This window comes from Nonomuraea sp. NPDC059007 (assembly GCF_042740555.1).
In the GTDB taxonomy this organism is placed as follows: domain Bacteria; phylum Actinomycetota; class Actinomycetes; order Streptosporangiales; family Streptosporangiaceae; genus Nonomuraea.
Window position 1 is genome coordinate 44,034 of the sequence record NZ_JBHYJD010000063.1, and the last position, 13,858, is coordinate 57,891.

The window sequence follows — 13,858 nt, forward strand, 5'->3', positions numbered from 1 at the left end:
ATCGTGGACATCCGACTGACAGGCAACAAGGCCCTCGTCACGGGCGGGACCCGCGGGATCGGCAAGGCGATCGTGCTTGGGCTCGCCCGAGCCGGCGCCGATGTCCTGACCTGCTACCGGCAGGACAGCGAAGCGGCAGAGAGTCTGGCGAGGGAGCTGAAGGAGCTCGGCGGCGCCCATCACGTCGTCAAGGCGGACGTGAGCCGGCAGGAGGACATCGACCACCTGATCGAGGAGTGCCGCTCCCGGTACGGTCATCTCACCACCATCGTGAACAACGCGGGCGTCATCACCCACGTGCCTTTCGGCGAGCTGAAACCCGAGGTCTGGCAGGCGACGCTCGACACCAACCTCACCGCCGCCATGTTCGTCGTGCGGCAAGCCCTTCCCCTCCTGATCGAGCGGGCCTCGATCGTGAACGTGGGATCGCGGGTGGCCACCATCGGCATCCCGTTGAGATCTCACTACACGGCCGCCAAAGCCGGCTTGATCGGCCTGACCCGATCGCTGGCCAAGGAACTGGGGCCGCAAGGCGTCCGGGTCAACGTGGTGGCGCCGGGGCCGGTGCAGACCGAGGCCGAGGTCGCCCCGGAGGTGCTCGAAAGGTACCGGCGGCTCGTCGCCCTCGGCCGGCTCGGTCTGCCTGAGGAGATCGCGAACGTCGTCGTGTTCCTGGCCAGCGATCGGTCCAGCTTCGTCACCGGCGAGACGATCCACGTGGATGGAGGTGTCTGACATGGCGTTCAGGGTGATGCTGCGCATGCAGATCCACGCCGGCATGGAGCATGACTTCGAGCAGGCGTGGCGCGGTGTCGGGGACGCGGTGACCGAGCATCCCGCCAACCTCGGCCAGTGGCTGTCCAAGAGCGCCGAGGAACCGGGCATCTACTACGTGGTCAGCGACTGGGTTGACGAACCCGGGTTCCGCGAGTTCGAACACAGCGAACGCCATGTGGATCACCGGACCAAGCTGCACCCCTACCGCTCCGCCGGCTCGATGACCACGATGCACGTCGTCTTCGCGATGGCCGGCGCCGGGGCCGGGCTGTCATGAGCGGGCGCGTCCGCGTCATGGTCCACGTCCGCCTGCCGGACGACGATCCGGACGCCGTCTCGCGGGTCTATCACCGCATCAGTGGCGAGTTGGCGGGCACTGAGGGGCTGCTCAGCAACGAATTGCTCCGCTCGACCCAGGACCCGCGCCGTTGCGCGGTGCTGAGTGAGTGGGAGAGCCTGCACGCCTTCCGGTCCTGGGAGCAGGGTGCTCAACACCGGGACACGACCGCTCCGCTGCGGCCCTACCAGGACGACGCTCACGGCCCCAGCTTCGCGATCTACGCCGTGGAGGCGGCCTATCGATCGGAGGTGCACCAACCGTGAACATCAGCGGCAGACGAGTCCTCCTCACCGGCGGAACGCACGGCATCGGCCAGGCGAGCGCGCTGGCACTGGCCCGGGCCGGCGCCAGGGTCGTCACCTGCTATCGCGCCGACACAGTGGCCGCGAAGTCACTGGCGGAGACGCTCGACTCGATCGGCGCCGGCCACCAGGTCGTCCAAGCGGACATCACCGACGAGGGCGACGTGGCCCGCTTGATCAAGTTGTGCCGCGACACCATGTCCGGGCTCGATGTCCTGGTCAACAATGCGGGCGTCGATGGTAGCGCCGCCCTGCCCGAGCTGACCGTGACCGAATGGCGCCGGGTGATCGATCTCGATCTCACCGCGGTCTACGCGGTCACCCAGGCCGCTCTCCCGCTGCTCTCCGCCGAGGCGTCCGTGATCAACCTTGGTGCGTCCGTGGCCGTACGCGGGCGCGCCGCCAGCGCCCACTACACGGCGGCGAAAGCGGCGCTGATCGGGCTCACCAGATCACTGGCCAAGGAACTGGGGCCGGGCGGCGTCCGCGTGAACGTCATCGCGCCCGGCGTCGTCGACGACGCTCTCCCCGGCCACGTCCGCCAGCGACTACAGGCCATGACGGCACTTGGCCGGCTCTGCACACCGCAAGACGTCGCCGGGGCGGTGCTCTTCCTCGCCGGCGACCTGTCCAAGTACATCACCGGGATCACTCTGAACGTGGATGGAGGCATGTGATGCCATACGCAGCGATCACCTACAAGGTCAAGCCGGGGCATGAGGACGAAATCGCCGAGATCTTCGCGGGGTTTCAGCGGGTCGACTCACCGGTCCTGCGCGACGACACCGGCCGGGAGTCCGGTCGCCTGCTGGGGACCGCGGTGTTCATCAAGGGCGAGTTCATGGTGCGCTTCATCCACTACGAGGGCGAACTGGCCGACGTCGCGCGGAAGATGGCCACGCACCCGGGCGTCCACCACCTGGAGGGCAGGCTCGCGCCGTACCTGGCCGAGCAGCGCGACACCGCCACTCCGGAGGGGTTCGGCACGTACTTCAAGGACGCCATGATGCGCTGCATCTCCCAGCTGAGCCCCGACACGATGAAGGCGGGGAGCTGAGCGGGATGCGCGGGCCGGAACTGGCCCTCATCGGGTTGGGCGGCATGGGCAAGGGCATCGGCCTGTGCCTGCTCGACGAGGGGTTCTCACTGCGCGTCCACAACCGGACGCCTGAACGGGCCAAGCCGCTCGTCGACGCGGGCGCCACGCTCGCGGAGAGCGCCGCGGACGCGGTCGCCGGTGTCGGCGTTGTGATCCTTTGCCTTAGCGACGAGGCCGCCGTGGAGGAGGTGCTGTTCGGGCCGCGCGCGCCCGGCTTCGACGCGGGAACGCTGCTGGTCGACACCTCCACCGTCTCGCCGACGTACGCCCGCGACGCCACGCGACGGTTGGCGGAGAGGGGGATCGGCCGCCTTGAGGCCTGCATGGTCGGCAATCCTCAGATGGCCAGGGTGGGCTGGCTGCGCGTGTTCACCGCGGGAAACCCGCGGGACGCCGAGCGGGTCGCCGACATTCTGGACGTGCTCGGCCAAGAGGTCCGCCATATCGGCGCGGATGGTATGGCGTGCGTGCTGAAACTGGCCTTCAACATGCTGCTCGCGGCCCAGACGGCCGGCCTGGCCGAGGCCGTGGCCTACGGCACGGGCGCGGGCATCGATCGTGAGGTGCTGCTGCACACGCTGGTGGGCGACGGCAGCGGCCTGAGCTCGCCGCTCCTGGCGTTCCGGGCCGACTTCATGATTCGCGGACACTACGAGCCTGCCGCGTTCCGTTCGAGCCTGATGGCCAAAGACCTGCACCTGGCGATGCGGGAGGGCGCCGAGCTCGGCCTCGCGCTTCCACTGACCGGGTCCGCGGCGGAGCAGTTCGACTCCGTCATCAAAGCGGGCGACGGCGACAAGGACGCCGCCGCCATCTTGGAGCTCCGGCAGCGTCGATGAAGGGAGAACCTGTTCATGGACGTGGGAGTGGGCCTACCGGCCGCGATTCCCGGAACCAGCGGCAGCAGGCTGCTCGAATGGGCGCTGCTGGCCGACGAGCTCGGCTTCTCCTCGGTGGGCGTGCTCGATCGACTCATCTACGGGAACTTCGAGCCGGTCACAACCCTCGCGGCCGCGGCCGCCGTCACCCAACGGGTACGGCTGGCCGCGACCGTCCTGGTGGCGGCATACCGAGGGAACGCCGCCCTGCTCGCCAAGCAGCTGGCGACAGTCCAGGAGATCGCCGCCGGCCGACTGGTCGTGGGAGTGGCATGCGGCGGACGCGCCGATGATTTCCTGGGCTCGGCGGTCCCCTTCTCCGGCCGTGGCCACCGCCTCGACGCGACGATCGCCACGCTGCGGGAGACCTGGGACGGGCAGGGATCGGCGATCGGGCCGCGGCCGGCGCACGGGATCCCGGTTCTCGTCGGCGGGCACTCACCGGCCGCCATGAGGCGCGCGGCCAGGGCCGGCGACGGCTGGATCGCGGGTGGCACCTCGGCCACGCCGTACGAGGGACTCGCACGTCAGGCCCGGCGGGCGTGGACGGCCGAGGGCCGGACGGATCAGCCCCGCATGGCGGCGATCGCGTTCTTCGCCCTGGGCCCTGATGCCATCTCCCATACCACGCGATTTCATCGCGATTACTATGGCGGCGCATACGCCGACAAGGCGATCAAAGCGACGCTGGTCGGTAGCGTGAATCTCGCGGCCGCCGTGAAAAGGTACGCGATGGCCGGCTGCGAGGAGCTCATCCTTTTTCCCTGTCACGCCGACACAGAGCAGCTCACCCTCCTCGCCAAGACCGTGCTGGGTTGACGAGCCGGGGGTGACTCCGGAGGCAGTCATGACTGAGGTCGCGGCACGAGCGGTTCAGCTAACCAAGATCTACGGTGAAGGCGAAACCCGGGTCACCGCACTCGACAAGATAGACGTGGAGATACCGGCGCACGAACTGACCGCTGTCATGGGCCCATCGGGCTCAGGCAAGTCGACCCTGCTCCACTGCCTGGCCGGGCTGGACACGCCGACCTCCGGCGAGGTGTGGGTAGAGGACCGCTCGCTGCAGGGCATGAACGACGACCAGCTCACCCAGTTACGACGGGACCACATCGGCTTCGTCTTCCAGACCTTCAACCTGATACCCACGCTCAACACCCTCGAGAACATCGCCCTGCCCGCCCGCATCGCCAGCCGGCGTCCAGACGTGGACCTGCTCAACACGCTCATGACCACCCTCGCCCTCACCGGCCGGGCCGGCCACCTGCCCCACCAGATGTCCATCGGTCAGCAGCAGCGGGTTGCGCTGGCCCGTGCCCTCATCACCAAGCCCAGCGTCGTCTTCGCCGACGAACCCACCGGCAACCTGGACACCAACAACAGCGCCGAGTTGATGATCTTCCTTCGTCGCTCCGTCGACGACCTCGGGCAGACAATCGCCATGGTCACTCACGATCCCGCGGCCGCCAGCTACGCCGACCAGGTGCTGTTCCTCACGGACGGCAAGCTCGTGGACACGCTCCAGGCACCCACCCCCGAACGGGTGCTCATGTCGATGGCCCGTATCGACGGGAAAGGACGCTGACCGTGTGGCTGGTCGCGCTGCGAAACCTGACAAGACACTGGTCACGGGTGGCCCTGAGCTTCGTCGCCGTGCTACTCGGATCCACGTTCGTGTTCGGCACGCTCCTGTACACCGACAGCATCGCCCCCGGTGAGGAGATCGTGCGACGGGATGTCTCCGTGCTGGTCGCCCCCCGGCCGCCTTCGGGCGCCGGGGAACAGGGCGGCTCCCCTGGAGTGCGCGGCGAATACCTCACCACGGACCAGTTGCGGACGATCTCCACCCTGCCCGGTGTGGCGCAGGCCGACGGCGTCGTCGTGGGATACGCGGCAGTCGTGGGCGCGGACGGCAAGGTCGCCCAGGGCAGCGGCTTCGGCTCGCGCCTCACCGGCACGAACTGGTCCGGCACGCCGCGTGTGCGCCTGCTTAGTGGCCGCGCCCCGGCGGCCGCGGACGAGGTCGCCGTTGAAACGGTGGCGGCGAGAAGCGGGCGCCTCCAGGTGGGCGACGACACCCGCGTGCTCAGCTCGGCGGGAGAACAGCGGGCGAAGGTGGTGGGGATCTTCTCCCATCATCCGCTTACTCCCGATCCCTCAGGCAGCGGCCCGTCCGTAGCCTTTGACACCGCTACCGCGCAGCGGCTGCTCCTGAGGCCCGGCGCCTTCTCGGAGGCCGAAGTGGCGGCGCAGAGCGGCGTCGATCCGGAGAAACTGACCGCTTCGATCTCCGGTCTCCTCCCGGCCGACTTCCAAGCTGCGAACGGGGCGAGGCTGGCCGAAGAGGCACAGCAGAACCTGGCCGGAGACGCGGAGACCATCCAGCGCGTGCTGCTCGGCTTCACGATGGTCGCCCTGCTGATCGGTGCACTCCTGATCGCCAACACCTACTCCGTGCTGATCGAGAGGCGCAATCGGGAGTTGGCACTGCTGCGGGCGGTCGGGGCGAGTCGCACCCAGGTCAGGCGCGTGCTGCTGCTGGAGGCCGCCGCCGTGGGCGTCGCCGGCACAATCTGCGGGATCGCCGCCGGAACCGGCTTGGCAGCGCTGATGGTCGCATACACCGCGTCCCGGGATCCGTCCGTGGACCAGGGGCTCGTCGTGACACCGCGCGCCCTGGCCACCACTGTCCTGGCAGGGGTGGTCGTCACCATCCTGGCGGCGTGGGTGCCCGCCCGCCGAGGGACTCGCATACCGCCCGTGGCCGCGCTCCGCACGGAGGCCATCGCCACACCCTCCACGCTGCACCGTCGTAACCGCGCAGGGCAGATTCTGGCACTGATCGCCGGACTCGCCTGCGTGTTCGGCCTGACCGGCAGCGCGACCGTCAACCTGATCGCGGGCGTGGTCGGCGCATTCCTGCTGCTCATGGCCTCGGTGGTGCTATCACCATGGCTGGCCGCCATTCTGGTACGGCTGTGCCGTCGAGTCCTGCCCTCCTCGACCGCGAGCACTCATCTAGCCGTCGAGAACACCCTGCGCAGCCCCAGGAGAACCGCCGCCACCGTTTCCGCCCTGCTGATCGGAGTCGCCCTGGCCACCGGCATCTCCATCTTCACGGCGAGCATCACCGAGGTCGACAGGGCGTCGATGCTGCGCCATCTGACTGCCACCTATGTGGCGGCCAACATCGGTGACGGGCCCGTCGACGCGGAAACTCAGGCGAAGGCGCGATCCGTCCCGGGGGTGACACGGGCTGACGCCATCCGCACGGACACCCTCCAGATCAACGGCCGCTCGATTGAAGTCGTCGCCGCGATCGACCCAGCCGCGATAGGCAAAACCGTTCGTGTCCTTCACACGGGCCGGCTGGACGATCTCGGCAAGGGCGTGTTCGTCAACGCCGGTCTCGCCGAAGACCGGGGATGGTCCATGGGCTCCACCATCACGGTACGCTCGGCCGCCGGCGAAGCCGTGAAACTGCCTGTGACCGGGCTGTTCGAGGACGCCCCTCTCACCGGCAACACTCTCCTGTTCTCCAACGGCTTCGCGGACCGGCACTTCCGCCCCAGCGGAGCGGACGTGCTCCTCATCGCGGGGCCCGCGGGTGACGGGCTGCGTCAGGGCCTGGAATCGGCGCTGGCCGACAGGCCGGATGTGCGCCTGTTCACCAAGGACGAGTACGTGGTCGACGTCACCAGCGACCTGTCCGCGTTCGTATGGATCTCCACGGTGATGCTGGGGCTGTCCTTCCTGATCGCCCTTCTGGGTATCGTCAACACGCTGGCGCTGGCCGTACTGGAGCGGACGCGGGAGATCGGCCTGCTGCGCGCCATCGGGATGCGCCGGCGGCAGATCCGCGCCATGATCCGCCGAGAATCCGTGCTCATCTCGCTCGCCGGTGCCCTGCTCGGCCTGGCCGCGGGCCTGGTTATCGGCGTCACGCTGCAGCACCTGGTCCTGGGACAGTCGTTCGCCACGATCGCCATCCCCGTACCCACCATCGGCGGCGTGCTCCTGGCCATGATCGTGGGAGGTGTGCTCGCGGCAACCTGGCCAGCCCGCCGTGCCGCCCGCGTCGACGTTCTCCAGGCCCTGCACGCCGAATGACTGTCACGCATCCGAACCGGCGCGGACTGAACCAATCGTGGTTCTGGAGAACAACCCTCTGCCCAGGCAATGGGAGCACCCGCGTAGAGATCACCGGTATCGGGACTGTCTAGTTCATCACGGACCGAGATTCGGAGAATGACAAACACTGGCCGGATCTTCCCCTGGCTCCCGACGGCACCCGACCGAAGCCGACGACCAGCCAGCTCTTCGGAGTGAACCACTGCAAGTACTACTTCTGGGATGAGTACAAGACGGCGACGAAATGGGACTACGGGGTTCCGCGGGCGGGCTGGCTTCAGTGCGCGCTTTTCATCCTGAGTGGCGGCCATCTTCGACGTCCTGAAGGACAAGGATCGCCTGAGCGATCGGCCGTGCCCAGGGAGGTGGTGTTTGAGAAGGCCACCCGTAATCGGTGACTATTAGGAAGCAATCGCCTCAATAGTCACTTTAGCATCGTTTGTCTCGTTTTTGGAGTCGGGCGAATCGGTGGTCTTGCGACACTCGGCGAGGACTTCCAGCCCCATGTAGCGGCGCTGCTCGGTCCACTCGTCGTTCTGCTCGGCCAGCACTGCGCCGACGAGCCGGATGATCGAGTCGCGGTTGGGGAAGATGCCGACCACGTCGGTCCGCCTCCTGATCTCCTTGTTCAGGACGCTCTTGGGGGTTGTTGCTCCACGTCTGACGCCAGACGGCCTTGGGGAAGGCGGCGAAGGCCAAGATGTCCTCGCGGGCCTCGTCCAGATGCTCGGCCGCCTTCGGGTATTTGACCTCCAGCGTCTGCACGACGTGACGGTGCTGGGCATAGACCGACTCGGCGTCAGGCTGCTCGAAGACGGTGCGCAGCATGGTGGCCACCCACGGCTGGGCCGACTTCGGAACGCGCATGATCAAGTTTCGCGCGTAGTGGGTTCGACACCTCTGCCAGGACGCGCCCGGCAAGGTGGAGGCGATCGCGTCGCGCAGCCCGGCGTGGCAGTCGGAGGTCACCATCAGCACACCGGACAGACCGCGGGCGACCAGGCCGCGCAGGAACGCCAGCCAACCCGCGCCGTCCTCGCTGGACACGACGTCCAGGCCAAGGATCTCGCGCTGGCCGTCAGCGTTGACGCCGGTGGCGACCAGGGCGTGCACGCTCACCGTCCGGCCGCCCTCGCGCACCTTCTGGGTCAGCGCGTCGATCCAGACGAAGGTGTACGGACCGGCATCCAGCGGCCGGGACCGGAACTGCTCGACCATCGCGTCGAGTTCGGCGGCCATCGCCGAGACCTGCGATTTGGACAACGAGGTGATGCCCATCGCCTCGGCCGGCTTCTCCACCCGCCGCGTCGACACCCCGAGCAGGTAGCTGGTAGCCACCACGCTGGTCAGCGCCCGTTCGGCCCGGCGTCGCTTGTCCAGCAGGAAGTCCGGGAAGTAGGAGCCGGTCCGTAGCCGGGGCACGGCCAGATCGATGCTCCCGGCGCGGGTGTCCCATGGGCGGGTGCGGTAGCCGTTGCGGGTGTTGACCCGCTCGCTGCTCGACCTCGGCGTCCATCATCCGCTGGGCGAACTCGCGGATCATTGTCCGGAGCAGGTCCGGGCTCGCCGCGGCGAGCGTGTCTTCCAAGTACTCCCCAGCAGCGGGCACAATGTCATTGACGGCCACTTCGTCCCCTTCATGTTGATATGAGCGAATCGAAGGATTACGGAGTGGCCGTCTCTTGTCACATGGATCTCACCCGTACCAGTCCAGGGCTTGATTACCCGCACACCATCTCCCTGGACGTGAACTCGTCATGGCGAGATAGGCCAGGCGAAGGAGCGCGATCGATCATCAATCCGTATCCCTCTCCCCTACTGAGAGCCGGAGCTCACGCACCCCAGGCAAGGCCAACGTGGCCACGAGCTGGGTGGACTTAATTTTCGGCAGGCGCAGGATCAGAACCGCATTCCATGGCCGCGGTCACCCGAACAATGCGTCGGGCCCACTGGAGCCTTCCAGAAGAGCTACTCACGGGTACTGCCAACGGGCTGTCATCAGCAGCAGATCTCAAACGGTTCTGAAATTGATGAAGGCGCGATGGAGGTGTGCTGAAGGCGCGTTAAAGGCAGCGCCTGTGAAGATGGCGTCGTCTCACACCATCAATTTAGGAGGCGGCACACGAATGCCCATTAAGAGATTACGTCTGTTAACGCTTGGCCTGGCGGCCACGGTAGTCGTTCTCCCCCTCACCATAGCCTTGCCGGTAGCCGCCGATCAGGCTGGCGCTGTCCAGCCGATCGGTCCGGGCCAGTTCCTGCCCGAGGGTCAGAGCTTCGAATTTTCAGAATCCGACGTCTCTGCGGGGGCAATCGGACGCAGGCACACAGTGACAGCTGTGGACGGGACTCTGGCGAAACCGGAGTCTGTGCCGTTCACACGGACTGACCTGGCGGTCTTCGGACCTGGCTGGGCGGCGGAGTTCCTCGGCGGCACGACCAGCCGCTCGCTCAGCGTCCACGGCGACTTCATTGTTGTCAGCGAGGTTGGCCTGCCCGGCTCCACTCGGTACGACCTCAAGAGCAGTGCCGCCTTGCCAATGGGGGGCGGCGTCCGCGAATTCGAAGCCGTCGATGGTGCCAAGCTCAGCGAGGACACGCGCTGGGACGACGCGCTCGGAGCCTTGCGCACCACGATCATCGAGACACCCGCGATGGAGCTCGGCGCGCGCGCACACGGGGATGACTCCTTCGCCAAGCCCGACGGTACCGTGGCCGATGCTGCCGACCTCAATCTTACCTTTACTTGGGCTCAGGTGACGTCGGACGCCGCCTCCTGGCGGGTGACCGGAGTGGGCAACAAGACACACGGCACCGCCACCGTCGGTTACGACGGCCATGGCCGTGTCGCCACCGTGACGGAACCGGCAGCCGGGCAAACACCGAAAAGTGTGCTGACCTTTAGCTACGCCGCCGCGACCACCGCCACGGCGGCGGGCTTCGGCGACTACGCCGGACGCGTCAAGCAGATCTCGCTCGCGACCGGCCCCGGCGCAACGCAGGTGGTCGCGAAGTACACCTTCGACACCGCCGGATACCTCCGCACCGTCACCGACCCCGGCGTCAGCGCCCAGGCCACTTACGCCTACGACGCCATGGGCCGCGTGTCCACGCTTTCGTCCGTCAGCAAGGGGGCCTGGGACCTGCGCTACGTCGGCGGCTCGGCTGCTCCGACCGCCACCTCTACCGGCGATGGCGGCCTTCCTAACGTCCCTGACTCGCCCGACAGCCCGCCCGCCGGTGCGCCGAGCCTCGCCGATCCCGACGCCACGGCTCCACCCGCAGCCGAGTTCCGGCCTGCGGACGACGTCTCGGTCCTGGCCTACCCCAGCTACTGCTCGACCGCCACGACCTGGCTCTACTACACTAAAGGTGGCTGTTCGGCGTGGGCGGCGCACTACGGCTGGCGCAAGCCGTACTGGCGGGAGTTGCCCACCCGCCGGTGGGTCGTGGGCGTGGTGTACGACCACTGCACCAGGGCGCCCGACCGGCCTTCCGGGTTCAACTTCGTAGCGGCTTGTGACATGCACGACTACGGTTACGGCCTGATCGGTAACAGATACAAGCTCTACCGCTACTACCTCGACAGCTGGCACAAGAGGAGCGTGGACGACGTGTTCCATGTGACCTTGCGCGACTGGACCTGTCCCGCGTACGGACAGCGCAGGGCCTACTGCGGGAGGGTCGCCTGGGTCTATCGCGCGGCTGTGCGCTTCGGCAATCCGAAGAACGGCGCGGACGCGACCCGTTGAGCCAACCAGTGGCAGGCCCTTCGAGGGCCTGCCACTGCCCGAAGGGGAGAACTATGAGCAGGGCACCTATCATCTCCGGTGCCTATGTTGGGGTCGTGCTGATCACGGCTGGCGTAACCCACTACGTCTCCGTCATGCACGGCGCGCCGATCGGTCCAGGTATTGCGCTCTTCGTGGCTACGCTGCCGTCTTCTCTCGTCGTGTTTGTGCCTCCACTCGATGCGCTGGAGGCAGGAGCGCTGACGGCCTTTCTGATCGGCTGCGGCGCGATCCAGGCAGGCACCCTGTGGTTTTTGCTTAAATGACCGCTCTTAGGTCGGGTCGCCCGAGGGAATCGCACCCTCGAGCTCCCACAGAACGGAGCGTGTCAGTGAGCCTTTTTCATCCTCTCGTGAGCTGGTGATTCTGAAGGACCGCAATCGCCTTACACAGATGGCCGGCCTTGCTGGGGCTGCAGCGGAGCTTGCGGAGGATGCGCCAAGCTTTGAGCTGGGCATTGGCTCGTTCGCCGGGGCCGCGGAGGCGGGCGTGTGAGCGGTTGGCCTGCTTTGGGACTCGGGCTTGTTCCTGCCCTTGTACGGGGTGCGGACTGGGCCTTCGGCGCCCTGGTAGCCCTTGTCGGCCAGGACGATGATCCCGGCCCGCTCGAGCTCGCGCAGGATGCCCCAGATGCGGGCGGCGCTCAGGTCGTGGGTCGTGCCCGGCAGCGCGCCCGATGTCCACAGGACGGTTCCGTCTGGGGAGTCGATGACCTGGACGTTCATCCCGTGTACGCGGTGCTTGCCGGAGAAGTACGGCCAGTCGGCCTTGATCCGGTCGATGCGGATCAGCGTTCCATCGAGTACCAGGTAATGCAGGCCGTCTCTTCGGGCCTTGCGCAGCGCTTGGCGGAGCTTCGGCGAGCGTGCCGACAGCAGCATCACCGTTTCTTCCACATACCGCCAGGCCGTCGCCGCAGAAACCCCGAATCCCGCTCCGAGCTCGTGAAACGTCTCACCCTTGCGCAGGTAGACCAGCACCAGCAGCGCCTGCTGCCCGGCGTTGAGCAGCCGCCAGGCCGAGCCGATCGCCTTGCGGCGCCGGCGGATCAGCCCAGCCACATAGGTCAAGGTTGAGCGCGACAAATCGACGGCAGCGCGGTAGAACAGCACCCAGAGCTCCTGGTTGTGACGGGCGTGGTTGTGGTGATCAACCCGTCTAACAGGGGCTCTGCTACGTCATGAGGCAAACGCCGGATACGCGATCATGCCGTGACCCCGCCCCTCTGCCGCAAGAGGATGAAAGGGCTCAGTGCGCGCTTACGCCGGGCATCAGCCTCCGATGTCACCAAGGCGGCGCGCCCCTCGGTCTCGTCCTATTGAGACGCGACCGAGAGGCGGCAGTAACTTCTGAGAGGGCGTTTGGTTTGCCCGTGTTTGGGTTAGTACGTCCCGCGCCAGGTTGGTGTTGCCTCGTCCGTTATGCGCTTGCTGACGTTGTCGATCATCGCGATGTGGATCATGGCTTCGGAGCTAGTCGGCAAGGTCTCGTAGTCGCGGGCGAGGCGGCGGTGGAGCATGAGCCAGCCGAGGGTCCGTTCGGCTACCCAGCGTCGCTGGACGACACTGAAACCTCGGACATCGGGGTCGCGGTGGACGACGTGGGTGTGGATGCCCAGGCGTGCGGCGTGGTCGGCGAACTGCTTCTTGAAGCCGGTATCGACCCAGGTCAGCGTAATGCTTGGGTGGTCGGTCTTGGCCTGGTCGAGCACCTTGATGCCGGCCTGGTTCTCCGAGACGGACGCGGCGCAGACGGTCACGGCCAGTAGCAGCCCGAGTGCGTCGGTGGCGACGCCGCGTTTCCTGCCAACGATCTTCTTGGCGGCGTCGGTTCCCTGGGTGTCGAGGGGCGGGTTGGTGGAGGTCTTGACGGTCTGGGTGTCGATGATCGAGGCGGTGGGCTGCGGGTCGCGGCCGTCTTTCGCGCGGGCCAGGCCGGTGAGGTCGTAGTTGAGTTGGGCGAAGATGCCCTGGTCACGCCAGGCGGCGTAGTAGGAGTAGACGGTGCCGTGCGGCGGGAAGTCGTGCGGGAGGTAGGCCCAGGCGATCCCGGTCCGGTTCAGGTACAAGATCGCGTTGAAGATGTCGCGGAGATCGGTGGGAGCCGGTTCGCCGGTGGGCCGGCGGTCGAGGCGGGCCTGGCGCCAGCTGGTGAGGGTGGGCTCGATCAGGGCCCAGCGGGCGTCGGAGATGTCGGACGGGTAGCCGCGTCGGGGGTTCATACTCGACCGATACGCCGGACCCGCCGTGAGGGTCGGCAACCTCCGAAACATGGCGTGTCTTGGGCATTTCTACGCCAGACGGAATCGAGGTCGGCCTGCCTCGCGAAACGGACATCGACACGCTCCACCCGGGAGGTCAATACGGGGCGGACGCCGCGAATGCGGCAAACCGCCTACCCGCCAGAAGCGGCGTATACACGCACACCATCCCAAGATGCCCACTGAGAGTGCGTTACGCGAGCTGATGTCCCTTTCGTCGTTGCGATTGGATGAGGTCTGCTGGTCGGCGGGGCATTGTTCGGTCTACGGGCGCGGCTGA

12 protein-coding genes and 2 pseudogenes are annotated in these 13,858 nt (G+C 67.1%); 11 read left to right on the top strand and 3 right to left on the bottom strand.

Annotation, left to right across the window (positions count from 1 at the left end):
- Positions 1-3: 3 nt before the first annotated feature.
- The 9 genes from ACFWY5_RS51370 to ACFWY5_RS51410 are packed head-to-tail and all read left to right on the top strand — an operon-like array spanning position 4 to position 7,506.
- Positions 4-735, top strand: coding sequence for an SDR family NAD(P)-dependent oxidoreductase (locus ACFWY5_RS51370; RefSeq protein WP_379639407.1), 732 nt, complete (start codon positions 4-6; stop codon positions 733-735).
- Position 736: 1 nt separating this feature from the next.
- Complete coding sequence (locus ACFWY5_RS51375; protein ID WP_379639408.1) at positions 737-1,054, top strand: antibiotic biosynthesis monooxygenase family protein; 318 nt, start codon at positions 737-739, stop codon at positions 1,052-1,054.
- Positions 1,051-1,380, top strand: a complete 330-nt coding sequence (locus ACFWY5_RS51380; protein WP_379639409.1) for an antibiotic biosynthesis monooxygenase family protein — start codon at positions 1,051-1,053, stop codon at positions 1,378-1,380. Before ACFWY5_RS51375 ends, ACFWY5_RS51380 begins: the two co-directional genes overlap by 4 nt.
- Complete coding sequence (locus tag ACFWY5_RS51385) at positions 1,377-2,096, top strand: SDR family NAD(P)-dependent oxidoreductase (RefSeq protein WP_379639410.1); 720 nt, start codon at positions 1,377-1,379, stop codon at positions 2,094-2,096. Before ACFWY5_RS51380 ends, ACFWY5_RS51385 begins: the two co-directional genes overlap by 4 nt.
- Positions 2,096-2,476 (top strand): SchA/CurD-like domain-containing protein, encoded by a 381-nt coding sequence (locus tag ACFWY5_RS51390; RefSeq protein ID WP_379639411.1) that lies wholly within the window; start codon positions 2,096-2,098, stop codon positions 2,474-2,476. Before ACFWY5_RS51385 ends, ACFWY5_RS51390 begins: the two co-directional genes overlap by 1 nt.
- A 5-nt stretch (positions 2,477-2,481) precedes the next feature.
- Positions 2,482-3,357: an NAD(P)-dependent oxidoreductase gene (locus tag ACFWY5_RS51395; RefSeq protein WP_379639412.1), complete on the top strand. Its 876-nt coding sequence runs from the start codon at positions 2,482-2,484 to the stop codon at positions 3,355-3,357.
- Positions 3,358-3,372: 15 nt separating this feature from the next.
- Positions 3,373-4,215, top strand: a complete 843-nt coding sequence (locus ACFWY5_RS51400; protein WP_379639413.1) for an LLM class flavin-dependent oxidoreductase — start codon at positions 3,373-3,375, stop codon at positions 4,213-4,215.
- A 28-nt stretch (positions 4,216-4,243) separates the two neighbouring features.
- The gene (locus ACFWY5_RS51405; protein ID WP_379639414.1) at positions 4,244-4,981 is read left to right on the top strand and encodes an ABC transporter ATP-binding protein; all 738 of its coding nucleotides are present in this window, start codon (positions 4,244-4,246) and stop codon (positions 4,979-4,981) included.
- A gap of 47 nt (positions 4,982-5,028) precedes the next feature.
- On the top strand, positions 5,029-7,506 hold the full coding sequence (locus ACFWY5_RS51410) for an ABC transporter permease (protein WP_379639415.1): 2,478 nt from the start codon (positions 5,029-5,031) through the stop codon (positions 7,504-7,506).
- Positions 7,507-7,928: 422 nt separating this feature from the next.
- Here ACFWY5_RS51410 and ACFWY5_RS51415 read toward each other — a convergent pair.
- Positions 7,929-9,154: pseudogene (locus tag ACFWY5_RS51415) on the bottom strand (IS256 family transposase).
- A gap of 712 nt (positions 9,155-9,866) precedes the next feature.
- Between ACFWY5_RS51415 and ACFWY5_RS51420 the strand changes: the two are divergent.
- Positions 9,867-11,279, top strand: coding sequence for a phospholipase A2 (locus tag ACFWY5_RS51420; protein ID WP_379639417.1), 1,413 nt, complete (start codon positions 9,867-9,869; stop codon positions 11,277-11,279).
- A 53-nt stretch (positions 11,280-11,332) separates the two neighbouring features.
- Positions 11,333-11,584, top strand: coding sequence for an SCO4225 family membrane protein (locus ACFWY5_RS51425; RefSeq protein ID WP_379626822.1), 252 nt, complete (start codon positions 11,333-11,335; stop codon positions 11,582-11,584).
- Between the two features lie 76 nt (positions 11,585-11,660).
- On the opposite strand, the pseudogene ACFWY5_RS51430 reads toward ACFWY5_RS51425, so the two are convergent.
- Positions 11,661-12,430 (bottom strand): annotated as a pseudogene (locus ACFWY5_RS51430) (transposase family protein).
- A 269-nt stretch (positions 12,431-12,699) separates the two neighbouring features.
- Positions 12,700-13,539, bottom strand: a complete 840-nt coding sequence (locus ACFWY5_RS51435) for an IS5 family transposase (RefSeq protein ID WP_379639418.1) — start codon at positions 13,537-13,539, stop codon at positions 12,700-12,702.
- Positions 13,540-13,858 lie beyond the last annotated feature (319 nt).

Excerpts from the sequence above, each read along its gene's own strand:
- ACFWY5_RS51375 (WP_379639408.1), top strand. The coding sequence starts at position 737 with ATGGCGTTCAGGGTGATGCTGCGCATGCAGATCCACGCCGGCATGGAG.
- ACFWY5_RS51380 (WP_379639409.1), top strand. The coding sequence starts at position 1,051 with ATGAGCGGGCGCGTCCGCGTCATGGTCCACGTCCGCCTGCCGGACGAC.
- ACFWY5_RS51390 (WP_379639411.1), top strand. The coding sequence starts at position 2,096 with ATGCCATACGCAGCGATCACCTACAAGGTCAAGCCGGGGCATGAGGAC.
- ACFWY5_RS51395 (WP_379639412.1), top strand. The coding sequence starts at position 2,482 with ATGCGCGGGCCGGAACTGGCCCTCATCGGGTTGGGCGGCATGGGCAAG.
- ACFWY5_RS51400 (WP_379639413.1), top strand. The coding sequence starts at position 3,373 with ATGGACGTGGGAGTGGGCCTACCGGCCGCGATTCCCGGAACCAGCGGC.
- ACFWY5_RS51405 (WP_379639414.1), top strand. The coding sequence starts at position 4,244 with ATGACTGAGGTCGCGGCACGAGCGGTTCAGCTAACCAAGATCTACGGT.
- ACFWY5_RS51425 (WP_379626822.1), top strand. The coding sequence starts at position 11,333 with ATGAGCAGGGCACCTATCATCTCCGGTGCCTATGTTGGGGTCGTGCTG.
- ACFWY5_RS51435 (WP_379639418.1), bottom strand. The coding sequence starts at position 13,539 with ATGAACCCCCGACGCGGCTACCCGTCCGACATCTCCGACGCCCGCTGG.